17 protein-coding genes are annotated in these 21735 nt (G+C 74.1%); 4 read left to right on the top strand and 13 right to left on the bottom strand.

The window, feature by feature from the left end; all coding sequences use genetic code 11:
* Window positions 1-62 precede the first annotated feature (62 nt).
* The gene (locus ACEZDE_RS07335) at window positions 63-1535 is read left to right on the top strand and encodes an NAD(P)/FAD-dependent oxidoreductase (protein ID WP_380533699.1); all 1473 of its coding nucleotides are present in this window, start codon (window positions 63-65) and stop codon (window positions 1533-1535) included.
* Here ACEZDE_RS07335 and ACEZDE_RS07340 read toward each other — a convergent pair.
* Both ACEZDE_RS07340 and ACEZDE_RS07345 read right to left on the bottom strand, forming a co-directional pair.
* Entirely contained in the window at window positions 1516-2031 is a 516-nt protein-coding gene (locus ACEZDE_RS07340) for a hypothetical protein (RefSeq protein WP_380533701.1), read from the bottom strand. The two genes, ACEZDE_RS07335 and ACEZDE_RS07340, sit on opposite strands and share 20 nt — an antisense overlap.
* 29 nt (window positions 2032-2060) lie before the next feature.
* A complete protein-coding gene (locus ACEZDE_RS07345) occupies window positions 2061-2888 on the bottom strand; it encodes a DUF6597 domain-containing transcriptional factor (protein WP_380533702.1) in 828 nt (275 codons plus the stop codon).
* Window positions 2889-2952: 64 nt separating this feature from the next.
* Between ACEZDE_RS07345 and ACEZDE_RS07350 the strand changes: the two genes are divergently transcribed.
* Complete coding sequence (locus tag ACEZDE_RS07350) at window positions 2953-3540, top strand: TIGR03086 family metal-binding protein (protein WP_380533704.1); 588 nt, start codon at window positions 2953-2955, stop codon at window positions 3538-3540.
* A gap of 40 nt (window positions 3541-3580) precedes the next feature.
* Here ACEZDE_RS07350 and ACEZDE_RS07355 read toward each other — a convergent pair whose 3' ends face one another.
* The 3 genes from ACEZDE_RS07355 to ACEZDE_RS07365 all read right to left on the bottom strand — a co-directional run bounded on the left by ACEZDE_RS07355 (window position 3581) and on the right by ACEZDE_RS07365 (window position 8512).
* Window positions 3581-5857 (bottom strand): protein kinase domain-containing protein, encoded by a 2277-nt coding sequence (locus ACEZDE_RS07355; RefSeq protein ID WP_380533706.1) that lies wholly within the window; start codon window positions 5855-5857, stop codon window positions 3581-3583.
* A 215-nt stretch (window positions 5858-6072) separates the two neighbouring features.
* Window positions 6073-7944, bottom strand: a complete 1872-nt coding sequence (lepA, locus tag ACEZDE_RS07360; protein WP_380533708.1) for a translation elongation factor 4 — start codon at window positions 7942-7944, stop codon at window positions 6073-6075.
* A 133-nt stretch (window positions 7945-8077) separates the two neighbouring features.
* Window positions 8078-8512 (bottom strand): DoxX family protein, encoded by a 435-nt coding sequence (locus ACEZDE_RS07365; RefSeq protein ID WP_380533710.1) that lies wholly within the window; start codon window positions 8510-8512, stop codon window positions 8078-8080.
* Window positions 8513-8572: 60 nt separating this feature from the next.
* On the opposite strand from ACEZDE_RS07365, the gene ACEZDE_RS07370 reads away from it, so the two are divergent.
* Together ACEZDE_RS07370 and rpsT are read left to right on the top strand one after the other, a co-directional pair.
* Window positions 8573-8896, top strand: a complete 324-nt coding sequence (locus ACEZDE_RS07370) for an antibiotic biosynthesis monooxygenase family protein (RefSeq protein WP_380533711.1) — start codon at window positions 8573-8575, stop codon at window positions 8894-8896.
* Window positions 8897-9014: 118 nt separating this feature from the next.
* Window positions 9015-9281, top strand: coding sequence for a 30S ribosomal protein S20 (rpsT, locus tag ACEZDE_RS07375; RefSeq protein WP_380533712.1), 267 nt, complete (start codon window positions 9015-9017; stop codon window positions 9279-9281).
* A gap of 273 nt (window positions 9282-9554) precedes the next feature.
* Here rpsT and holA read toward each other — a convergent pair whose 3' ends face one another.
* From holA to ACEZDE_RS07415, 8 genes are all read right to left on the bottom strand, one after another.
* A complete protein-coding gene (gene holA / locus ACEZDE_RS07380; RefSeq protein ID WP_380533714.1) occupies window positions 9555-10538 on the bottom strand; it encodes a DNA polymerase III subunit delta in 984 nt (327 codons plus the stop codon).
* 48 nt (window positions 10539-10586) lie between these two features.
* Window positions 10587-10859 (bottom strand): hypothetical protein, encoded by a 273-nt coding sequence (locus ACEZDE_RS07385; protein WP_380533716.1) that lies wholly within the window; start codon window positions 10857-10859, stop codon window positions 10587-10589.
* 24 nt (window positions 10860-10883) lie between these two features.
* The gene (locus tag ACEZDE_RS07390) at window positions 10884-13472 is read right to left on the bottom strand and encodes a ComEC/Rec2 family competence protein (RefSeq protein ID WP_380533717.1); all 2589 of its coding nucleotides are present in this window, start codon (window positions 13470-13472) and stop codon (window positions 10884-10886) included.
* Entirely contained in the window at window positions 13469-14644 is a 1176-nt protein-coding gene (locus ACEZDE_RS07395) for a helix-hairpin-helix domain-containing protein (protein WP_380533718.1), read from the bottom strand. The genes ACEZDE_RS07390 and ACEZDE_RS07395 overlap by 4 nt, the downstream gene beginning before the upstream one ends.
* A gap of 138 nt (window positions 14645-14782) precedes the next feature.
* Window positions 14783-15622, bottom strand: a complete 840-nt coding sequence (locus ACEZDE_RS07400) for a DegV family protein (protein ID WP_380533720.1) — start codon at window positions 15620-15622, stop codon at window positions 14783-14785.
* 77 nt (window positions 15623-15699) lie between these two features.
* The gene (locus tag ACEZDE_RS07405; RefSeq protein ID WP_380533722.1) at window positions 15700-16275 is read right to left on the bottom strand and encodes a hypothetical protein; all 576 of its coding nucleotides are present in this window, start codon (window positions 16273-16275) and stop codon (window positions 15700-15702) included.
* Between the two features lie 131 nt (window positions 16276-16406).
* Window positions 16407-19289, bottom strand: a complete 2883-nt coding sequence (gene leuS, locus ACEZDE_RS07410; RefSeq protein ID WP_380533723.1) for a leucine--tRNA ligase — start codon at window positions 19287-19289, stop codon at window positions 16407-16409.
* Window positions 19290-19514: 225 nt separating this feature from the next.
* On the bottom strand, window positions 19515-21623 hold the full coding sequence (locus ACEZDE_RS07415; protein ID WP_380533725.1) for a S53 family peptidase: 2109 nt from the start codon (window positions 21621-21623) through the stop codon (window positions 19515-19517).
* Window positions 21624-21735 lie beyond the last annotated feature (112 nt).

The raw sequence follows: 21735 nt of genomic DNA on the forward strand, positions 1-21735 counted from the left end.
GCAGGGCACGGGAGGCCGGGTGCGGTTCGCACCCGGCCTCCCGGTGTCGGCATACTCTGCGGATGGCGGACATCGCGATGGTGGGGGCGGGCATCGCCGGAACGGCCTGCGGGCTGTTCCTGGCACGGCGCGGGCACCGGGTGACCCTGTTCGAGCGGGAGCGCGAGCTGCCGAGCGGCGACCCCGGGTGGGACTTCCTGGAGCAGCGCCGGCCACGGGTCCCGCAGGCGGCGCAACCGCACTCGTTCCTCGCCCCGGTCCGCGACGTGCTGCTGGCCGAGGCGCCCGAGGTGTACGCCCGGATGCTGGAGCTCGGCGCGCGCGAGCGGCATGAGTTCGACTGGTTCGACCAGCACCCGCCGTACCGGCCGGGGGACGAACGGCTGGTCACCGTCGAGGCCCGGCGGATCGTGCTGGAGACCGCGCTGAGCGAGGCCGCCGAGCGGCAGCCGGGGCTGGAACGGCGGGTCGGCGACGGGGTGCGGGGGCTGACGGTCGATCAGGACGGGTCCGTACCGGGGGTTCGCGGGGTGGTCGCCGACTCCGGGGAGCACCGGGCCGACCTGGTGCTGGACGCCGCCGGACGGCGCTCACCGGTGCCCGGGTGGCTGGTCGCGGCCGGGTGCCGGCCTCCGGCGGTGGAGTCGCAGCGGGTCGGCGTGGACTACTACTGCCGCTGGTACCGGCACCGCCAGGACGGCCCGCCGCCGCCCGGACGGGTGCTCCGCGGCTCGGTCTCGCCGTTCGCGGTGGGCCTGGTGTTCCCGGCCGACGGCGATGTCTTCGCCCTGGCCGTCACCGCGAGCAGCAGCGACCCGGGCCGCAGGGCGCTGCGCGACCCGGCCGTCTTCGAGGCCGCGGCGAGGACCTTCCCGGCCACCGCCCGGTGGCTGGCGCTCGACCCGGAGCCGATCAGCGGGGTCCGGGCGATGGCCGGTCTCGACAACCGCTGGACCGGCCTGGTGGACCGGCTCGGCCCGGTCGCCACCGGGCTGGCCCTGGTCGGCGACAGCGCCAGCCACACCAACCCCACCCAGGGCCAGGGCGTCCCGCACGCCCTGTGGACGGCGCGGAGGCTCGCCCGGACCGCGGCCACGGCGGTGACCGACCCGGTCGGCTTCGCCCTGGCCCACCACGCGTGGGCGGTACGGACCGTCAAGCCGTGGTTCGACCAGCAGCTGACGCTGGACGCGGCCAACGACGCCCGCCTGCGCGCAGCGTTCGCGGGCAGCCCCGGCGGCTCCGTCAGCCCTGGCGACCCCGTAGACCCGGTTGGCCCCGCAGACCCCGCCGCCGCGAGCCCCGGACCGGCGCAGGCCGTGCCGCCGCCGATGCGTTGTGCGCTGGAGGACCCGGTGGTGATGCGCGCCCGTTCGCTGGTGCGTCATCTGATTGCCCTGCCGGAGGCCGCCTATGGCACCGACGAGGTCCGCGCGGCGGTCGCCCGCTGGCTGCGGGGCAACCCGGTCTCGGTCCCGGCCCAGGACGGCCCGGACCACGCCACTTGGACCCTGCTCACTGCCGCCGGACGCTGAGCGCGTCGCCCGCCGCACCGTTGCCGAGCAGCAGCCGGGACAGCGGGCGGTCCGCCTGCCCCGCGGCGGCGCTGAAGCGGTAGGTCAGGCTGACGGTACGTCCGCTCGGCACCGCGACCGCGGCGGCGGCACCGCCGACCGGCGTCAACGCAGTGCCGTCCCCGGCCCGGAGCTGCGGCGGCAGGTAGCCGAGCGGCCCTGACCCGGTCCGCGCATCCACCCGCACGGTGCAGGTCACCGGTGGCGCGGCGGCCCCGCCCGGAGTGGCCCCGCCCTCGGCGCAGCGAACGCTGTCCACCCGGACGGTGAAGGCTCCGTCCACCGTCCAGCCGGTGGCCGCCGCGGCGGTGACCCGGTAGTCGCCCGCCAGTCCGTTCCCGCCACCCGGGTGCGCTCCCGCGCTGGGCTGCGCCTGCAGGTGCGCCACCACTGCGGCCACCGCCGCCCCCGCGATCAGCAGGCCGCCGGCTCCGGCCAGCTCAGGGCTCAGCAGCATGCCGCGCCCCCACGGTTGCCGAGGCTCGCTCATATGTGGGCGTACCGGTCGGGCGGCAGACCGACCACCGCGGTGAAGTCACGGGTCAGGTGCGACTGGTCGGCGTAGCCGAGGTCCCCGGCCAGGGCGGACCAGTCGACCGTGGTCTCCTCGGCCCGCTGCGCCGCCTCGTGCAGCCGGGCCCGGCGCAGTACCCACTTGGGCCCGACTCCGACGTACTCGGCGAACAGCCGCTGCAAGGTGCGGACCGACACCCCGTGCCGCTCGGCGAGCTGTTCGACCCGGAGCAGCCCGCGGTCGGCGATCGCGGTCTCCACCATCGCGGCGGCCAACTCCGCCTGCGGGTCCTCGGTCCGCTCCGCCGGGAGCCGGTCGAGCAGGAAGGCGTCCGCGGCAGCGGCCATCGCGGCGGGGTCGTCCAGGGCCAGGATCCGGCGGCCGGTCTCCTCCACCTCCGCGCCGAAGACCTCGGCCGCCGGGAGCACCAGGTCGACCAGTTCCTGGACCGGCCGCCGCCAGAACGCCCGGAACCCGCCCGGACGGAACTTCACCCCGAGCACCTGCCCCGCCCCCTCCAACCGCCGTACGAACAGGCCGCGGTCGACCCCGTACACGGCGGCGCACGGCGCCTCGAACACCAGATGGACGTTGGGGTGCGCCAGCACCTTCTGCTCGTGCGGGGCCTGCCCGCGCAGATCCCAGCGGACCCGCCAGTGGAACTCCACCAGCGACGCGAGCGCGGCGGCGGGCGGGATCCGGTCGAGGGTCAGCCGTCCGACCGCCCCCTGCGGATGCAGCACGCCGCGCACGCCGGCCACGCCGGTTTCGTCGGGATCGGTACTGCCCCCGGTGGTCATCTCCCCAGCGTAGGGTGTCGCGTTTCTTCAAGACAGGTGGGCGGGCTCGGCCTAGCGTGAAGCCATGACGAATCTTCTGCCGCAGCTCACCGCCGCGTCCGCCGAGGCCTCCCGGATCGTCCGGGGCGTCACCGCCGACCAGCTCTCCGACCGCACTCCGGACACTGAATGGGATGTCCGGACTCTTGCCAACCATCTGGTGCTCTGGACCTCCTACAACTTCGAACTCCGCGCCCGCGGCGAGTCCGTCCCCGACGACTGGCAGCAGCGCGACTTCACCGCCGAACTGGGCTGGGCCGACGCCTACGCGGAGCAGTTGGACCGCGCGCTGGCCGCCTGGTCGGACCCGGCCGTGTGGGAGGGCGAGGTGAAGATGGGCGACGCGTCCATGCCCGCCGCGGCCGTGGCCGGGATGATCCTGCTGGAACTGGTGCTGCACAGCTGGGAGTTGGCGGTCGCCACCGGCCAGGACTTCCAGCTCCCGAACAGCGCAGAGGCGGCGACCGTCGGCCTGGTCGAGGAGTACGCCGAGATGTACCGGCAGTACCAGGGCTTCGCCGAGGCGCTCCCGGTTCCGGCCGACGCCACCCCGTTCGACCGCGCGCTGGCGCTGTCCGGGCGCGACCGGGGGTGGTCCCCGGCCGGTTCGTAGCGTCGGCGGTCGGTGCTCGGCGCTTTGGTGCTCGGCGCTGCTAGCTCTTGCTGCGTAGGGCGGGCCAGGTCTGCGGGCCGACCCCGCCGTCGGCGGACAGGCCCTTGGCCTTCTGGAACGCGATCACCGCTGCCTTGGTGTCCGCGCCGAAGTCACCGTCCACGCCGGAGGGGCCGACGCTGTAGCCGCGGTTGACCAGGATGCACTGGATCTCCTTGACCGCGTTGCCCTTGGCTCCGGGGTCGGTCTCGGCGCTGCCGGAGTAGTAGGTGCAGTTCTTGATCCACGGCGGGACGGGTGGTGCGGCGGGGGTCGTGCTGCGTGGAGGCGGGGGCGGCGCGGGCGCGGTGGTCTTCGGCTGGGCGGGGGCGGTGCCTGACGGCGGCGAGGCGGGGGCTCCCGCCCCGGCGGCCGTACCGGCGCCGTGCGTCGGAGCAGCGGCAGCAGTGATGCTGCCGGGCTTGGCCGAGGCGCGGCCTCCAGCCGCCGGGGCGGTGCTGCCCTGCGCGGAGGCGGATCCTCCGGGCCCTCCGGACGGGCCGGGGAGGCCCAACGTGCCGGTGCTGCCTGTGCTGCCCGCAGTGCCTGTGGTGCCCTTGGTGCCGGTCGCGGTGACCGCGTGCGAACCGGAGGGGGAGGTCACCAGCAGGGCCGTGACCGCGATCGCGGCGACCGCCACCACCGCCGCGCCCACCAGCAGCGCGGCCCGACGGCGGGACGCGCGCTGCTCCGGCTCCTGCCGAAGCGGCAGCGACGGGTATCCCGGGCCGCCGGTCGGGGCGCTCGGCTCCGGCCCGGATCCGGCGGTCGCAGCGTGCAGCACGTACGGCGCGGACGGCGCGGACGGCGCCAACGGCGCGGAGAGCGCCGCGACGGTCGGTGGCGTCGCGCCCTGCGGCGGCCAGGTGTCGGCGTGGGTGGGGGTGCCGGGTGGGTGGGGGTGCGGCGGGGATTGAGGGTGCGGGACGGCGCCTGGCTTGTCGCGCAGTTCCCCGCGCCCCTGAGGGGGGTGGGGGGTTCCGGTCGGCGGTGGGTGCGGGGCGTCGAAGCCCGGCGGGGCCGGGAACGGGGCGGCAGCGCCGGCTGGGTGCGCGGGAGTCTGCTCCGCCGAGGCGGCAAGGCCGGGCGGTGCGGGCAACGGGGCGTCAGCCCCCGCCGGGTGCACGGGAGTTTGCTCCGCCGAGGTAGCGGAGCCGAGCAGCGCAGCGAACGGGGCGTCAGCCCCGGTCTGGTGCGCAGGAGTCCGCTCCGCCGAGGCTGCCCCGAGCGGGCCGCCCGCCCCGAGCGGGGCCCCCGCTCCCCGCGGGACCGCCGCTCCCGGCTCGGGGGGCTGCGGCAGCGGCACCTGGCGGACGCTGTCGGCGACCTGGAGGCGCAGCATCACGGCCTCGTTCAGGGCCTGCGGCCAGGGGGCCGGGACCTGGCGGGTCAGCGCGGCGGCGATCACCGCCCCCGGCGTGGGCCGCCGGGTCTGGTCCTTGTCCAGGCAGGACGCCACCAGCCCGGCCAGTCCGGGGTCGAGCGCGCCGACCCGGGCCAGGATCTCGTCCTTCGGCGGGTCGAAGGCGACCCGGTGCAGCACGTCCACGCTGGTGCCGTCCCCGAAGGGGGCGTTCCCGGCGACCGCGTACGCCAGCACCGAGCCGATCGCGAAGACGTCCGACGCCGGGCCCACCGCCAGCCCCCGCACCTGCTCCGGGGACATGTACGCGGGGGTGCCGACCTGCTGCCCGGTCATGGTGATCGAACTGGTGTCTCCCGCCTGGGATATCCCGAAGTCGATCACCCGGCAGCCGTCCGGGCCGAGGATGACGTTGGACGGCTTGATGTCCCGGTGCACCACGTCCGCCTCGGCCATCGCCTCGACCGCGCGGCCCAGGTCCGCAGCCAGCCGCCAGGCCGCCGCGAGGTCGAGCACGCCGTGGTCGGCGATGACCGCGGAGAGGCTGAGGCCGGGGATGTACTCGGTGGCCATCCACAGCAGGTCGTCGTCGAAGCCGCTGCCCAGCAGCACCGCGGTCTGCCCGCCCTGGACCCGGGCCAACGACTCCGCCTCGCGCGCGAACCGCCGGCGGAACTGGGGGTCCTCGGCGTACTCGGGCCGGATCACCTTGACCGCGGCCAGGCCGCGGTGCGGGTCCGCGGCGTCACGGCCGAGGTAGATCCTCCCCATGCCGCCGCTGCCGAGCAGCGCGGCCAGGAGGAACGGGCCGACCCGGACCGGGTCGACGCCGCGCAGGGGCGTCATCCCGAGGCGGTCCAGGCCCAGTCCGGCGAAGACCCGCGGGTCGGAGAGGGGCTGACTGTGGTCCGGCATCGAACGTCCCGGCTTCCTCGCGCGACAGCAGCTGGCAGCGGGAGGGTACCGCAGCGGGGTGAGGGCCGCTGACACAGCGCCGGCGGGCCCCGGGGCGGGCGCAGCCGGCGGGCGGACCGCGGGAGACGGCGGCCAACGGCGGGGAGGGCGCCCCCGGAGTTCCGGAGGCGCCCTCCCACCTGCCCGTTCGACCCGGCCGACGGCCCGGCCCCGGGCTACTTCTTCTTGTCCGACGGGGCGTCGGCGTCCGTCGACAGCGCGGCGATGAAGGCCTCCTGCGGGACCTCCACCCGGCCCACCATCTTCATCCGCTTCTTGCCCTCCTTCTGCTTCTCCAGCAGCTTCCGCTTACGGGAGATGTCACCGCCGTAGCACTTGGCGAGCACGTCCTTGCGAATCGCGCGGACGGTCTCGCGGGCGATGACGCGCGAGCCGATGGCGGCCTGGATCGGCACCTCGAACTGCTGACGCGGGATCAGCTTCTGCAGCTTCCCTGCCATCATCACGCCGTAGTTGTAGGCCTTGTCCTTGTGCACCACGGCGGAGAAGGCGTCCACCGCGTCGCCGTGCAGCAGGATGTCGACCTTCACCAGGTCCGCGCTCTGCTCGCCGATCGGCTCGTAGTCGAAGGAGCCGTAGCCGCGGGTCTTGGACTTCAGGTGGTCGAAGAAGTCGAACACGATCTCGGCGAGGGGCAGGGTGTAGCGGAGCTCCACCCGGTCCTCGGAGAGGTAGTCCATGCCCTGGAGCGCGCCGCGGCGGGCCTGGCACAGCTCCATGATCGCGCCGACGAACTCGTTCGGGGCGAGGATGGTGCCGCGCACCACCGGCTCGTTCACCTCGGTGATCTTGCCGCCGGGGAACTCGCTGGGGTTGGTGACGGTGATCTCGCTGCCGTCCTCCATCACCACCCGGTAGACCACGTTGGGCGCGGTGGAGATCAGGTCGAGGTTGAACTCGCGCTCCAGCCGCTCCCGGATGATCTCCAGGTGCAGCAGCCCGAGGAAGCCGCAGCGGTAGCCGAAGCCCAGTGCCACCGACGTCTCCGGCTCGTAGACCAGCGCGGCGTCGTTCAGCCGCAGCTTGTCCAGCGCGTCGCGGAGCAGCGGGTAGTCGGAGCCGTCCAGCGGGTAGAGGCCGGAGAACACCATCGGCCGCGGGTCCTTGTAGCCGCCCAGCGGCTCGGTCGCGCCCTTGTGCATCGAGGTGATGGTGTCACCCACCTTGGACTGCCGGACGTCCTTCACCCCGGTGATGATGTAGCCGACCTCGCCGACGCCCAGGCCGTCCGCGACCTTGGGCTCGGGCGAGATGACACCGATCTCCAGCAGCTCGTGGGTGGCGCCGGTGGACATCATCGCGATGCGCTCGCGCTTGGTCAGCTCGCCGTCGACCACCCGGACGTAGGTGACCACGCCGCGGTAGGTGTCGTAGACCGAGTCGAAGATCATCGCGCGGGCCGGGGCGTCCTTGACGCCGACCGGGGCCGGGATCCGCTTCACCACCTCGTCCAGGATCGCCTCGACGCCGAGGCCGCTCTTGGCGCTGGCCAGCAGCACGTCCTCGGGCTCGCAGCCGATGATCCGGGCCAGCTCCTCGGAGTACTTCTCCGGCTGGGCGGCCGGCAGGTCGATCTTGTTGAGCACCGGGATGATGGTGAGGTCGTTCTCCAGCGCCAGGTAGAGGTTGGCGAGGGTCTGCGCCTCGATCCCCTGGGCCGCGTCCACCACCAGCAGGGTGCCCTCGCAGGCGGCCAGCGAGCGGGAGACCTCGTAGGTGAAGTCGACGTGGCCGGGGGTGTCGATCATGTTCAGGATGTGCGTGGTGCCCTGCTGGTCGCCGCTGAGCGGAGCCCAGGGCAGCCGGACCGCCTGCGACTTGATGGTGATGCCGCGCTCGCGCTCGATGTCCATGCGGTCGAGGTACTGGGCGCGCATCTGCCTCGGGTCGACCACGCCGGTGATCTGCAGCATCCGGTCGGCGAGCGTGGACTTGCCGTGGTCGATGTGGGCGATGATGCAGAAGTTGCGGATCAGCGCCGGGTCGGTGCGGCTGGGCTGCGGAACGTTGACGGGGATGGCGGGCACTCAGGGTCCAATGGTGTCGAGTGGCTGGAGCAGGCTCCTTCCACGCGGCGTCCGTGCGGGGGTCCGTGCGACGTCCTGCGGGGGCGCGACCGGGAAGGTACGCCTATCGTCCCACGAGCAGGGGCCTCGCCGCTCAGGCGCTTCCGACGGAGCCGCGGGCGGGCTTCCGGCCCCGGCCGCCGCGGACCACCAGGGCCCAGCCGATCAGCGGCGCCTGCAGCGGCAGCCGCCCGTACGCGACGGCCCGCTTCAGCGGCGAGGCGTTGCGGTAGTCGTAGGCCATCTGCACATTGGCCGGGTAGACCGCGGCGAACAGCCCGGCGGCGGCCAGCCCGCCCGCCCGGCGGGTCGGCGGCAGCGCCACCGCCGCGGCAACGGCCAGCTCGGCGGCCCCGCTGGCCTTGGTCCAGGTCCGCGGGCTGCCCGGAAGCAGCTTGGGCACGATCGCGTCGAAAGGACCGGGGACAGCGAAGTGCAGCACCCCGGCCCCGGCCAGCAGCCCGGACAGCAGCAGGGCGGAGCGGTCGCCGGAGACCTTGGCGTGCAGGCGGGTCAGTGCGGGGATCATCCGCCCACCCTGGCACAGCGGAGTGGTGCCGGGGGAGAGGAGCGGGGAGGATCACAGGCCATGATCCTGGAATCCGCGGTCCTCGACGTCCGCCCCGACCGGCGGGCGGAGTTCCTCGCCGCCTTCGGCCTCGCCCGCCCGCTGATCGCCGCCCAGCCCGGCTTCCTCGGACTGCGGCTGCTGCCCTGCCTGGACCCGGGGCACGAGTCACGGTTCCTGCTGCAGGTGGAGTGGCGGCGGCTGGAGGACCACACCGAGGGCTTCCGCCGCTCCGCCGAGTACCCGCGCTGGGGTGAGCTGCTGCACCCCTACTACGACCCGTTCCCGCTGGTCGAGCACTACGGGGAGCCGGTCCTTGAGCAGCCTGCGCCCGGTTTGGGGTAGGCCGTGCGGCGCTGGTAGCCTGGGCCACCGTGTCTGCGATGCCTCATGCCCTCGGGCGGGTGGCGGAGCAGGCGCACTCTCTGTTCCAAGTTCCAACCAATCAGACTGAGGCTCTTTCGTGGCGAACATCAAGTCCCAGATCAAGCGCATCAAGACCAACGAGAAGGCTCGTCAGCGCAACAAGGCTGTCAAGTCCTCGCTGAAGACCGCCATCCGCAAGGCCCGTGAGGCCGTGGAGGCGGGCGACTTCGAGAAGGCCGTCGTGCTGACCCGCGAGGCCAACAAGAAGCTCGACAAGGCCGCCAGCAAGGGTGTCATCCACAAGAACCAGGCCGCCAACAAGAAGTCGGCGCTCAGCGCCAAGGTTGCCGGCCACCAGGCCTGACCCCTCGCCTCAGGCCTCTTTCAGCGGCTTCCCCGGAAGTCCTCTGAAGCGCTTGAAGTGACAGTCCGCGCGGACCAACGCCCGGCCCTCTACCCGGACGCCGCACGGAAACCCCGCGCCGTACGCGATCTGCGTTCGCCACGCCTGCCGTCCCCGGACGGCAGACCCAAGGTCGCGACGGTGCTCTCAAGGCAGAGCCTCAGAAGCCCCCGGTTCACCCCGGGGGCTTTGGCGTTTCCGGGGCTTTGGCGTTTGCGCAGGGCAGCAGGTGGGTCAGCGTTGGGAGCGGGCGGCGCGGGAGACCGTGACGACGCACTGCTCCAGCGCGTAGGCGGGGTCGCCGGAGCCGCCCTTGACCGCGGCGTCGGCCTCGGCGACGGCGCGCAGCGCGAGGGCCACCCCGTCGCCGGTCCAGCCGCGCAGCTGCTGCCGGACCCGGTCGATCTTCCAGGGCGGCATGCCCAGCTCACGGGCCAGGTCGCCGGGGCGCATCCCGCGGTCGGCGGTGGCGACCCTGCCGATCGAGCGGACGCCGGAGGCCAGCGCGAAGACGATGCCGGTGGGCTTCTCCCCCACCGCCAGGGCCCAGCGCAGCTGGCCCAGCGCCTCGGCGGTCCGGCCGGTCACCGCGAGGTCGGCGACCTGGAAGCCGGAGGACTCGGCCCGACCGGTGTAGTAGCGGGCGACCACGGTCTCGTCGATGGTGCCCTCGGTGTCGGCGGCCAGCTGGCTGCAGGCCGAGGCCAGCTCGCGCAGGTCGCTGCCGACGGAGTCGAGCAGCGCCCGGCAGGCGTCCTCGGTCGCGGAGCGGCCGGTGACCCGGAACTCGGCGCGGACGAAGGCCAGCTTCTCGGCCGGCTTGGTCAGCTTGGGGCAGACGACCTCGCGCGCCCCGGCCTTCTTCGCCGCGTCCAGCAGGCCCTTGCCCTTGGCCCCGCCCGCGTGCACCAGGACCAGCATGGTGTCGGGGGCCGGGTCGTCCAGGTAGGCCTTGACCTCCTTGACGGTGTCGGCGGCCAGGTCCTGGGCGGCGCGGACCACGATGACCTTGCGCTCGGAGAACAGCGACGGGCTGGTCAGCTCGCTGAGCATGCCCGGCTGCAGGACGCCGGGCTGCAGGTCGCGGACGTCGGTGTCCGGGTCGGCGTGCTTGGCCGCGGTGGTGGCCTCCGCCACGGCGCGGTCGAGCAGCAGCTCCTCCTGGCCGACCACGACGGTCAGCGGGGAGAGCAGGTCTTCGGTCGGTTTCTTAGCCATCGGGGCCAGGGTATCGGCCGGGAGTGACAGGCCGGGACGGTGCTCGGCTCAGGCGTCCGAGGGGGTGAAGCCTTCGAGCCAGCCGTCGTGGTCGGCGGCGAGCGCGTCCAGCGCGGCCGGGGTGAGGCCGGGCGGCAGCGGGGGGTGCAGCACCAGCAGCCACTGCGCGTCCTCGGCGTCGTCCTCGCCGGCCAGCGCCTCCCGGTGCAGCTCCGGCTCGGGGAGGGCGCGGTGCTCCCGCGCGAGCTGCTCGGCGGACGCCTCGGCGGCGTCGCGGTCGGGGAGGACGAGGACGTAGGGGTCGTCAGCATGATCGTGCACCTCAGCATTATCGGGGACGGTGGGTCAGCGGGGACGAGTGGCGAAGGAGATGCGGCCGGCGTTGTCGAGGACGGCGAGGTCGCCCTGCTGGTCGGTGCGCAGCACGGTGCTGCCGACCGAGCGGAGCAGACGGAGCGTCACCGCGGCCGGGTGGCCGTAGCTGTTGCCCAGGCCGCAGGAGATCAGCGCCAGGCGCGGGGCCAGCGCTCGGACCAGGTCGGCGTCCTGGTTGGCCGAGCCGTGGTGGGCGACCTTGAGCACGTCCACCCGGCGCAGCCCGGGATAGTCGTCGAGGTGTGCCAGCAGCCGGGCCTGGGCCGGTGGTTCCAGGTCGCCGAGGAAGGCCATCCGCAGCTGCGGGGTGGTGATCAGCAGAGCAACGCTGGCGTTGTTGGGGCCGGGGGTGGTGTCGTCCAGCGGCGCCTCCGGCCAGAGCACCTGCCAGTGCAGGTCGCCCAGGCTGCGGCGCTCGCCGGGGACGGCCTGCAGCAGCGGCACGTGCGCCTCGCCCGCCCAGCGCCGGATCCTGGCCCACTCCCCCGGCGGGTCCTGGTCCGGGGTGGTCTCGACGGCTCCGACCTCCCGGTCGTGCAGCACGCCGGGCAGGCCCTCGGCGTGGTCGGCGTGATCGTGCGTCAGCAGGAGCAGCGGGATCCTGGTCACCCCCAGGCGGCGCAGGCACTGGTCGACGGTGTGCGGGTCGGGCCCGGCGTCGATCACCAGGGCGGTGCCGGGGTCCGTGCCCGAGGAGACGACCAGGGCGTCGCCCTGGCCCACGTCGCAGGCGACCACCCGCCAGTGCGGCGGCGGCCAGCCGGTGACCAGACGGGTCAGCGGGGCCGGTCGCAGCAGCAGCGCGAGCAGTGCCAGGACCAGGCCGACCGCGACGAAGCGGTGCCGCAGCACCGGCAGGCAGGCCACCGCGGCGCAGGTCACCGCGATCAGCAGCAGCGCGCCGCCCAGCCCGCCGGGCCAGGCCAGCTCCGCCCCCGGCAGGTCCGCGGCCCGGCGGGCGAGCAGGATCAGCCAGCCGGTCGGCACCGCCGCCAGCCGGGCCAGCAGCACCGCGACCGGCATCGACAGCTGCGCCGCCGCCAGCGCGGCGAAGCCGAGCAGGGTGGCCGGGGCCACCGCGGCCTCGGCCAGCAGATTGCAGGGGATCGCGACCAGGCTGACCCTGGCCGCCTTGAACACCAGCAGCGGACCGCACATGGCCTGGGCGGACGCCGCGCAGCCGACCGCCTCGGCGATCCGTTCCGGCCAGCCCCGGGCCGCCAGGGCCTCGGCCCAGCGCGGGCCGAGCAGCAGGATGCCCGCGGTGGCGAGCGCGGACAGCGCGAAGCCGTAGGAACGGGCCAGCCAGGGATCGACCAGCATCAGCAGCAGGGTGGCCCCGCTGAGCGCGGACAGGGCCGCGGCCCGCCGCCCGGTGGCCAGCGCCAGCAGTATCACCAGCCCGGTGCCCGCCGCCCGCAGCACGCTGGGATCGGGTCGGCAGAGCACCACGAAGCCGACGGTCAGCAGCGCCCCGGCGACCGCGGTGAGCCGCAGCGGCAGCCCGAGGCCGGCGGCGAGACCGCCGCGCTCCGGGGTGCGGGAGCGCGAGGCCGCGCCGATCAGCAGGACCAGGACCACGCTCAGGTTCGCCCCGGAGACTGCCGTCACATGCGCCAGGTCGGTGGCGAGGAAGGCCTCCTCCAAGTCGCTGGGCATCCGGCTGGTGTCGCCCACCACCAGCCCCGGCAGCAGCGCCCTGGAGTCCGCGGGCAGGGGGTCGGTGGCCTGCCGCAGCCCCTCCCGCAGCGCTCCTGCGGCCCGCTGGGCCAGGCCGGGCGGGGCCAGCAGCTCCGGCGGACCACGGGTCAGCAGCAGCGCCGCGATGTCGCCGCCGGGATCGGCGGCGCGCAGCCGGCCCTGCACGCTGAGCCTGGTCGAGGGCAGCAGGGTGAGCCAGCGCGCGGCAGCCGGGCCCTGTGCGATCACCGTCACCGGGGTCCGCACCGCGGTCGCGTCCACCCGGTCGACGACGGCCCGGAGGACCGCGTAGGCCACCGTGCCCGGGTGGCCGGGACGGGGGTCGCCGCTGACGGTCAGTTCGACGGTGACCGTGGCCTGACGACGCGCCAGACCGGGCAGCGGACCGCGGTGCAGGTCGGCCCCGGCCAGGGTGGTCGCGGCCGCCGCGGCACCGGCGCTCAGCAGGAGCCCGGCCAGCGAGCGGTGCAGCGGGCGGCGACCTCGGGCGAACAGCGGCAGGGCGACGGCCAGGGCGAGGGCCGCACCGAACCACACCCAGGGCGTACGGGCCGGGCCGAGGCCCAGCAGCGCGGCGGAGACGGCCCAGACGGTGACGGCGGGGGCGACCAGGCGCAGGTCCTTCGGCGGGTGGGCCGCGGGAGCGGCAGGGGCGGGGACGGGGACGGGGGTGGAGGTGGAGGTGGCAGGGGCAGGCGTGTGGACGGAGCTGGCAGAGATGGTGGAGACAGGGGCAGGGGTGGTGGGCGCGGCGGAGGCAGGGGCAGGAACCGGCGCGGCGGAGGTGGGGACGGGGGCAGGGGCGTTGCTGTGCCGGTCGGCCGGGCTCGGGCCTGCGGCTGAGGGGCGGGGCGTCATGGGCGGAGGAGGGGGTGCAGGTCCTTGAGTCGGCGTGCGCCGAACCCGCTGATCTGGCCGAGTTGGTCGACCGACTGGAATCCGCCGTGCTGCTCCCGGTACTGGATGATGCGCTGGACCAGGACCGGTCCCAACCCCGGCAGCGCGTCGAGCTGCTCGGCGGTGGCGGAGTTCAGGCTCAGCGGGCTGCCCCCGGCCGAGCCGCCGGAGGAACCGGGCGCGGCGCCGGGAACGGCAGCGACGGCCGGGGCGCCGACGACGATCTCCTCGCCGTCGTTGACGATCCTGGCCAGGTTGAGCCCGGTCAGGTCAGTGCCCTTCAGCGCTCCCCCGGCGGCCCGCAGCGCGTCCTGGACCCGCGAACCGGGGCGCAGCGTCCGCACGCCGGGAGCGTGCACCCGGCCCGCGACATCGACCACCACGGCGGGCCCGGTCGGCCCGGCCGTCCCACCAACGGCCGCGGCGGTTCCGACCGCGCGTACGGTCGGGCCTGCGGTGACGGCCGACGACACCGCCATCCCGGCGGTACCGGCGGTACCGATGCTCCCGGCCGCCTCGGCCGCGGGTACGGCGACCGGGACCGGGCGTCCGGCCCAGAAGTGCTGGACGCCGTAGCCGAGCGCGAGCACCAGCAGTACCGACAGGCCCGTGACCGCCCGCCGGTCCAGGTCGAACCGCTCCTGCACGGCCAGCGGCAGCAGCGCGCGGAGGCGGTCGACCAGCGAGCGGCGGGAGCGGGGGTGGGGCCGGGGCCGGGGATGGAGATGGGCACGATCGAGCGCCCCGGGACCCGGCTCGACCGGGTCCGGCGGTGCCGGGTCGGCCCGGGGCGGGGACGGCGGGGCAGGCGGGGCCACCCGCACCTGCCGGGGCAGCGCGGGGACGGGGGTATCCGGCTCGGGGCGGGCGAAAGCGTCGGCGCGGTCCCGCCCGTAGGGCCGTTCCGGGTACGGGGGCGCGTAAGCGGTCTCCGGGTACCCGGGCGGGTGGGCGCGTTCCAGGTACACGGGCGCGTGGGCGGCCTCCGGGTAGGCCGGAGGAGACGGGTGCTCCGGCTGCGCCGGAGGGAACGGCGACGGGTGCGGGGGTTCCGGGCCGAACAGCGTGTCCATTCGGCGGCGGACCAGGTCGTCCATGGAATCCCGGGGCGGGCCGGGCTGCACTGTTCTCATGCCGCCGACGCTAGACCCGGGAAACCCCTGCTCCGAGCGGCATCTGACGCCCTGTGGAGAACTCAGAGGGTGTGCACAACTCCGTCACCCGAAAGAGTCGGTACCACGTGGTATCACGTGGCACCACGTGGCACCACGTCAGCGCGGTGACACCACGACCGCCAGCAGCCCGGGTCCGACGTGTGCGCCGATCACCGCGCCCACCTCCCCCACGTACAGCTCCCCCAGCCCCGGGACCCGCTCGCGGAGCCGCTCGGCGAGCAGCAGCGCGCCCTCCTCCGCCGCCAGGTGGTGCACCGCGAGGTCCACCTCGCCCGTTCCGGCCTGCGCGATGGCGAGCTCCTCCAGCCGGGCGATGGCCCGGCTGGAGGTCCGCACCTTCTCCAGCGGCTGGATCCGGCCCTCGGCCAGGTGCAGCAGCGGCTTCACCGCGAGCGCGGAGCCCAGCATCGCCCGTGCCGCGCCGATCCGGCCGCCCCGGCGCAGGTACTCCAGGGTGTCGACGTAGAAGAAGCCGGCGGTGGCGGCGGCCCGCTTCTCGGCGGCGGCCACCACCTCGTCCAGGCTGCCGCCCGCCTGGGCGGTCCGAGCCGCCGTCAGCACCGGGTAGCCCAGCGCCATGGCGACCATCCTGGTGTCCACCACCCGCACCGGCACCGGCGCGTCCTCGGCCGCGAGCAGCGCCGCCTCGTACGTCCCGGACAGTTCGGACGAGAGGTGCAGCGAGACGATCCCGGTGGCCCCCCGGCCGGCCGCCGCGCGGTAGGCGGCGGCGAAGGCCTCGGGGCTCGGGCGCGAGGTGGTGAGGTGCACCTTGCGCTGCAGGGCGGCGGCGACGTCCTGCGGCGTCACCGCGACGCCCTCCTCCAGGTCCTGGTCGCCCATCACCACGCTCAGCGGCACCACGTCCACCCCGTGGCGGGCGACCGCCTCGTCGGAGAGATAGGCGGTGGAGTCGGTGACCAGCATGACGGGCATGTCCGGGAGATTACCTGTCGGGGAAGGTGAGGGACAGGGGGACAAAGCCCAGGTGACACCGCGAACAACGCTGGGTGTCAGCCCTTGCGCAGCGGGTCGGACTCCACCGCGGCGGGCGTCCAGTGCCGCAGCGCGCCCGCCTCCGCCTCGCACTCCTCGCCGAGCCTGGCCAGGTCGTCGTCGCTGAAACGGTGCTGCCGGTCCTGCGCGGCCCAGCGCAGCGACGAGGCCAGGTGCACGATCCGCTCGCCGCGCTCCTTGGCGTGCGCGAAGCGGGACTCCACCCTGGACGTGTCCGGCTCGCGCTCCAGCAGCCGCAGTTCCGCGTCCAGCTCGTTGGCGTGCGCGTCGAGCCGGTTGAGCAGGTTCAGCGCCTCGACCAGCTGCGGGTCGCCGGGGGCTCCGGCCTCCAGTACCCGCCGGGACGCCGCCAGCGCCCCGCGCACCTCGTTGCGCAGCGCGGCGACCCTGCCGTGCACACCGCCCCTGGTCAGCGAGCGGGCCTTGATGCCGACGTCCTCCACGGCCCGCCTGGCCTGCGGCGCGGCCCGGTTCAGCGCCCGCTTGGTCTTCACCACGACCAGCGCGGTGACCGCCGCCACGCCGCCGAAGAAGATCACCAGGATGCCCAGGATGATGGCCAGTGCCTCCACGTCGGCTCTCCTCTCCACACACGACTCACCACACGACGAACGGTCGGACCGTCGTCCCACGGTATCGCCATGGAACGGCAGTCCGACCGCCACAACCGGTCATCCGGCACAGATCAGGGAAAGCTCAGGGCTCAGACGACGATGTTGACCAGCTTCGGCGCCCGGACGATCACCTTGCGCACCTCGGCCCCGGCGATCGCCGCGACCACCGCTGCCTCGCCCAGCGCCAGCGTCTCCAGCTCCGCGTCGGCGATCGACGGCGGCACCTCCAGCCGCGCCTTGACCTTGCCCTTGACCTGGACCACGCAGGTCACCGTGTCGTCCACCAGGTACGCCGGGTCGGCCTCGGGCAGCAGCTCGTGGGTCAGCGAACCGGTGTGGCCCAGCCGCTGCCACAGCTCCTCGGCGATGTGCGGGGCCAGCGGCGCGACCAGCAGCACCGCCTGCTCGGCCACCACCCGGGGCGTGCTGCCGCGCTTGACCAGGAAGTTGTTCAGCTCGGTGGCCTTGGCCACGGCGGTGTTGAACTTCAGCCCGGCCATGTCGGTCCTGATGCCGTCGATCGCCTTGTTCAGCGCCCGCAGCGTGGCCTCGTCCGGCTCCTCGTCGGTGACCACGACGGCCCCGGTCTCCTCGTCCACGATGGTGCGCCACAGCCGCTGCAGGAAGCGGAACGAGCCGACCACCGCGCGGGTGTCCCAGGGGCGGGAGACGTCCAGCGGGCCCATCGCCATCTCGTACAGCCGCAGTGTGTCGGCGCTGTACTCGCTGGTGACGTCCTCGGGGGCGACCGCGTTCTTCAGCGACTTGCCGATCTTGCCCAGCTCGCGGCTGACCGGCTGGTCCTGGTAGTACCAGACGCCGTCCCGCTCCTCGGTCTCGGCGGCCGGGACCGCGATGCCGCGGGCGTCGCGGTAGACGTGGCCCTGGATCATGCCCTGGTTGAACAGCCGGTGGAACGGCTCCTTGGAGCTGACGTGGCCCAGGTCGAACAGCACCTTCTGCCAGAACCGCGCGTACAGCAGGTGCAGCACCGCGTGCTCGGCGCCGCCGACGTACAGGTCCACGCCGCCGGCCGGCTTGGCGGCGTCGGGGCCCATCCAGTAACGCTCGTTGACCGGGTCGACCACCTGCTCGGTGTTGTCCGGGTCGACGTAGCGCAGCTCGTACCAGCAGGAGCCGGCCCAGTTGGGCATGGTGTTGGTCTCGCGCCGGTAAGTCCGGACGCCGTCGCCGCGGCCCAGGTCCAGCTCGACGGTGACCCAGTCCTCGTTGCGGGACAGCGGGGTCTCCGGCGAGGTGTTCGCGTCCTCCGGGTCGAAGGTGCGCGGCGAGTAGTCGTCGATCTCGGGCAGCTCGACCGGCAGCATCGACTCGGGCAGCGGGTGCGCCACGCCGTCCTCGTCGTAGACGATCGGGAACGGCTCGCCCCAGTAGCGCTGGCGGCTGAACAGCCAGTCGCGCAGCTTGAAGTTGACGGTGCCCTCGCCGATGCCCTGCTCGGCCAACCAGTCGGTGATCGCCTTCTTGGCGTCGACCACGCCCAGGCCGTCCAGCGAGACGCTGTCGTTGGCGGAGTTGACGATCGCCGCGTCGTAGGAGACGAAGGCGTCGTCCCAGGCCGAGGTGTCGGTGCCGCGGTCGTCGGCGGGCTGGACCACGCAGCGGATCGGCAGCCGGAAGGCCCGCGCGAAGGCGAAGTCGCGGACGTCGTGCGCCGGGACGGCCATGATCGCGCCGGTGCCGTAGCCCATCAGCACGTAGTCGGCGATGAACACCGGGACCTGCTCGCCGCTGACCGGGTTGGTCGCGTAGGCGCCGGTGAAGACGCCGGTCTTGGTCTTGGCGTCGGCCTGCCGCTCGATGTCGGACTTGCTCGCGGCCAGCTTGCGGTAGGCGGCGACGGCCTCGGCCGGGGTGGCCTGCCCGCCGGTCCACTCCTCCGGCAGCCCGGCCGACGGCCAGGCGGCCGGGACCACGGTGTCGACCAGCTCGTGCTCCGGCGCCAGCACCATGTAGGTGGCGCCGAACAGGGTGTCAGGACGGGTGGTGAACACCGTGATCGCGGCGCCCGGGTGCCCGGTGACCGCGAAGTCGACCTTGGCGCCCTCGCTGCGGCCGATCCAGTTGCGCTGCTGCAGCTTGATCGCCTCGGGCCAGTCCAGCAGGTCCAGGTCCTCGATCAGCCGGTCGCCGTAGGCGGTGATCCGCATCATCCACTGCCGCAGGTTGGCCTTGAACACCGGGAAGTTGCCGCGCTCGGAGCGGCCGTCCGCGGTGACCTCCTCGTTGGCCAGCACGGTACCCAGGCCGGGGCACCAGTTGACCGGGGCCATCTTGATGTAGGCCAGCCGGTGGTCGCTCAGCACCTCGTCCCGCTCGGAGGCGCTCAGCGCGGACCAGGGGCGGCCGTCCGGGGTGGCCTGCTCGCCGCGCTCGAACCGGGCGACCAGCTCGCCGATCGGACGGGCCGCGCCCTGCTCCCCGGCCTCGGGGTCGTACCAGGAGTTGAAGATCTGCAGGAAGATCCACTGGGTCCACTTGTAGTACGACGGGTCGATGGTGGCGATCGAGCGCCGCGAGTCGTGGCCCAGGCCCAGGTGCCGCAGCTGCTTGCGGTACTGCGTCATCGCGGCCTCGGTGGACACCCGGGGGTGCGTCCCGGTCTGCACCGCGTACTGCTCGGCCGGCAGGCCGAAGGCGTCGAAGCCCATGGTGTGCAGCACGTTGTGGCCGGTCATCCGCATGTGCCGGGCGTAGACGTCGGTGGCGATGAAGCCCAGCGGGTGCCCGACGTGCAGGCCGGTGCCGGAGGGGTACGGGAACATGTCCATGATGAACGCGTGCGGACGACCGGCCAGGTCGGTGCCCGCCTCGGCCAGCGAACCGACCGGGTTGGGGGCGTCGAAGACGCGCTCACGCTCCCAGCGGTCCTGCCACTCGGCCTCGATCCGCGCGGCCAGCGCGGGGGTGTAGCGGAACGCCTCGGGCGCCTCGGGTGTGGTCTCGCTCATCGGTCCTCAGACTCCATCATGGGTTGCTCTCGCTGCCGACGACTGCTCCGAAAAACAGAAAGACCCCTCACATGAGGGGTCGCCACGCTGACTCCGGCTCGATTGCCGGTACTGGTCAGCGCGGCCGGCTAAGAAGCAGGCGCACGGATCGCATGGGCACAGGGTACCGCAGTGCCAGGACCGTACGCCTGCCGCTTCCGGCGCGACGCCGCGCCGGGCAGCCCGCTAGCGCACCGGCTCGCCGTTGAGTCGGCCGGGGCCGGTGGGCGCGGCCGGGGCGGGGCGGTAGGAGGCCAGGTAGCCGGGCGCGGGCGAGCCGAGGCCGGTCACGTCGTCGAAGCCGGGAACGGCGTGCAGCGAGCTGTCATGACCCATCGTCCGCAGGGTGGTCTGCAGCCCGTTGTGCGCGTCGGAGCCGTTGCGGAAGTCGGTGCGGACCATCGCCAGGGTGGTCCCGGCGCCCAGCGGGCTGTCGGTGACGTCGTGGAACGCGGCGGTGCCGTGCCGCTGGTAGAGCGCGGGGTTGGCGAAGCCCAGCGGCCGGCCGCCCTGGGCCTGCTGGGCCAGCGCCTGGACCGCCGCGAACACCGGGGTGGCCAGCGAGGTGCCGCCGATCCGGTACTCGCCGTAGTGGACCGTGCCGTCCGGCCAGGTCTGGGTCTGGCCGACCAGGAAGCCGGTGCCGGGGTCGCCCACCGCGGCGACGTCCGGGAGCACCCTGTGCTGCCCGCCGTCGGCCCCGGACAGCGCGGTCGGGACCACGCCCTGCTGGTACGCCGGTTCCGGGACGCGCCGGCTGGTGCCACCGCCGCCGCCGGAGGAGAAGGTCCCGGGCAGCTTGCCCCAGGACTTCCCGTCCTTGGACAGCGGCGAGGAGTCGGTGCCCCAGCCGGTCTCGAAGCGGTAGTCGCCGTTCGCGGTGGTGGCCAGCGAGGTGCCGCCGACCGCGGTGACCCAGGGCAGCGAGGCCGGCATGCTGGTCTGCCGGCCCGCGCCCTCGGCCGCCGCGTAGTCGCCGTCGTCGCCGGTGGCCACGTAGAAGCCGATGCCCTCGACCGCGCCGCGCATGAAGATGTCGTCGTAGACCGGGTCGACCGCCGGGTCGCTCTGGCTGTCCTCGGCCTCGCCCCAGGAGTTGCTGACGATGTCGGCGAGCCGGTGGTCCACGATCCGGCTGAGCGCGTCGGCCAGGTCGTCGTCGGTGCAGGAGGCCGCGGCGGAGTAGACGATGTCGGCGTCGGGGGCGATCCCGTGCACCGCCTCCACGTCCAGCGTCTGCTCGCCGTACCAGTCGGCGGCGCCGCAGCCGTCCGGGGTCCGGTCCGCGTCGTAGGGATAGGTGTTGGTCCAGTCGCCGGGCCCGATCCGGGTCAGCTGGCCGGGGCGGTAGCGGGCCTCGTGGTGGGCCGCGGAGTAGGCGGCGGTGTCGTCGCCGAGCGTCGGCGAGTCGTAGGCGTCCACCACGGCGACGGTGACCCCGGTGCCGACCAGACCGGTGCCGTCGGCGCCGTAGGCGCGGCGCAGCTGGGCGCCGGTGTAGCCGCTGAGCGCGTACGGCTGGACCTTGCCGTACGCCTTGGGAGTGCCGGTGGCCGGGTTGGCGCCGAAGGTGGCCGAGAACGGCCCGGAGACGGCCAGCGCGGCGCCCGGCGGAGGCAGCAGGTCGCGCCGGGTCGCGGCGGGCGCGGGACGGGCGGATGCGGGCGCGGGGTTCGCGGCGGGGCCGGTGCTGCCGGGGCGGGCGAAGTGGGGGGCGTCGTCCAGGCCGGTGACCGAGAGCACCGCCGAGGCGATCGACGCCGGGACGGTGGCCGCGACGGCCGGCGCCCGGTAGGTCTTGCCGTCCTTGCGGTAGCTGTGCAGCGGGGTGCCGAAGGCCTTGCGCACGGCGGCGGCGTCCCCGCTGACGGTGAGGAAGCGCGGGTCGGCCGACAGCACCCGGAACCCGGCCGAGGCGAGCCAGCCGCGGACCGCCGAGGCCTGCGCCGGGGTCGAGCCGAACCGGGCGCTGACCTGAGCCGGGGTCAGGAAGTGGCCGTACGAGGGCGAGCGCGGGTCGGAGACCGCCGTCGCCAGCGCCGCCAGTCCGGCCCGGTCCCGGCCCGCCAGATAGACGCGCACGGTGACCGGGACGCTGCCCGCGAGTTCGCCCCGGTCCGCCGCGGGCGCGGCCCAGGCCGGGACGGTGCCCGGCAGCGCGACCCGCGCCGGTTCGGCCCCGGCGGGGGCGCCCGCGACCAGGCCGCCGAGCAGCAGCGGAATCGTCAGCAGGGCGGCGGTGCCGCCGGTACGGGCCCTCGGGCCGAGGCGGGACGGGGGGCGGGTTCCACGCATGGACGATCTCCTCATATCGGCATATGTAGTATGAAGAGTGCGCGGCGGAGGGTGCGTCCCGGAGGCCTGGTGCGGCCAATAGACGGATCGTCAGCTGAATATTCATCAGTTC

It is taken from the genome of Streptacidiphilus cavernicola, from assembly GCF_042510955.1.
Classification (GTDB): Bacteria; Actinomycetota; Actinomycetes; order Streptomycetales; family Streptomycetaceae; genus Streptacidiphilus; species Streptacidiphilus cavernicola.

Coding starts and splice junctions, on each gene's coding strand:
- ACEZDE_RS07335 (WP_380533699.1), top strand. CDS start 63: ATGGCGGACATCGCGATGGTGGGGGCGGGCATCGCCGGAACGGCCTGC.
- ACEZDE_RS07340 (WP_380533701.1), bottom strand. CDS start 2,031: ATGCTGCTGAGCCCTGAGCTGGCCGGAGCCGGCGGCCTGCTGATCGCG.
- ACEZDE_RS07345 (WP_380533702.1), bottom strand. CDS start 2,888: ATGACCACCGGGGGCAGTACCGATCCCGACGAAACCGGCGTGGCCGGC.
- ACEZDE_RS07350 (WP_380533704.1), top strand. CDS start 2,953: ATGACGAATCTTCTGCCGCAGCTCACCGCCGCGTCCGCCGAGGCCTCC.
- ACEZDE_RS07355 (WP_380533706.1), bottom strand. CDS start 5,857: ATGCCGGACCACAGTCAGCCCCTCTCCGACCCGCGGGTCTTCGCCGGA.
- ACEZDE_RS07365 (WP_380533710.1), bottom strand. CDS start 8,512: ATGATCCCCGCACTGACCCGCCTGCACGCCAAGGTCTCCGGCGACCGC.
- ACEZDE_RS07370 (WP_380533711.1), top strand. CDS start 8,573: ATGATCCTGGAATCCGCGGTCCTCGACGTCCGCCCCGACCGGCGGGCG.
- holA (WP_380533714.1), bottom strand. CDS start 10,538: ATGGCTAAGAAACCGACCGAAGACCTGCTCTCCCCGCTGACCGTCGTG.
- ACEZDE_RS07390 (WP_380533717.1), bottom strand. CDS start 13,472: ATGACGCCCCGCCCCTCAGCCGCAGGCCCGAGCCCGGCCGACCGGCAC.
- ACEZDE_RS07395 (WP_380533718.1), bottom strand. CDS start 14,644: ATGAGAACAGTGCAGCCCGGCCCGCCCCGGGATTCCATGGACGACCTG.
- ACEZDE_RS07400 (WP_380533720.1), bottom strand. CDS start 15,622: ATGCCCGTCATGCTGGTCACCGACTCCACCGCCTATCTCTCCGACGAG.
- leuS (WP_380533723.1), bottom strand. CDS start 19,289: ATGAGCGAGACCACACCCGAGGCGCCCGAGGCGTTCCGCTACACCCCC.
- ACEZDE_RS07415 (WP_380533725.1), bottom strand. CDS start 21,623: ATGCGTGGAACCCGCCCCCCGTCCCGCCTCGGCCCGAGGGCCCGTACC.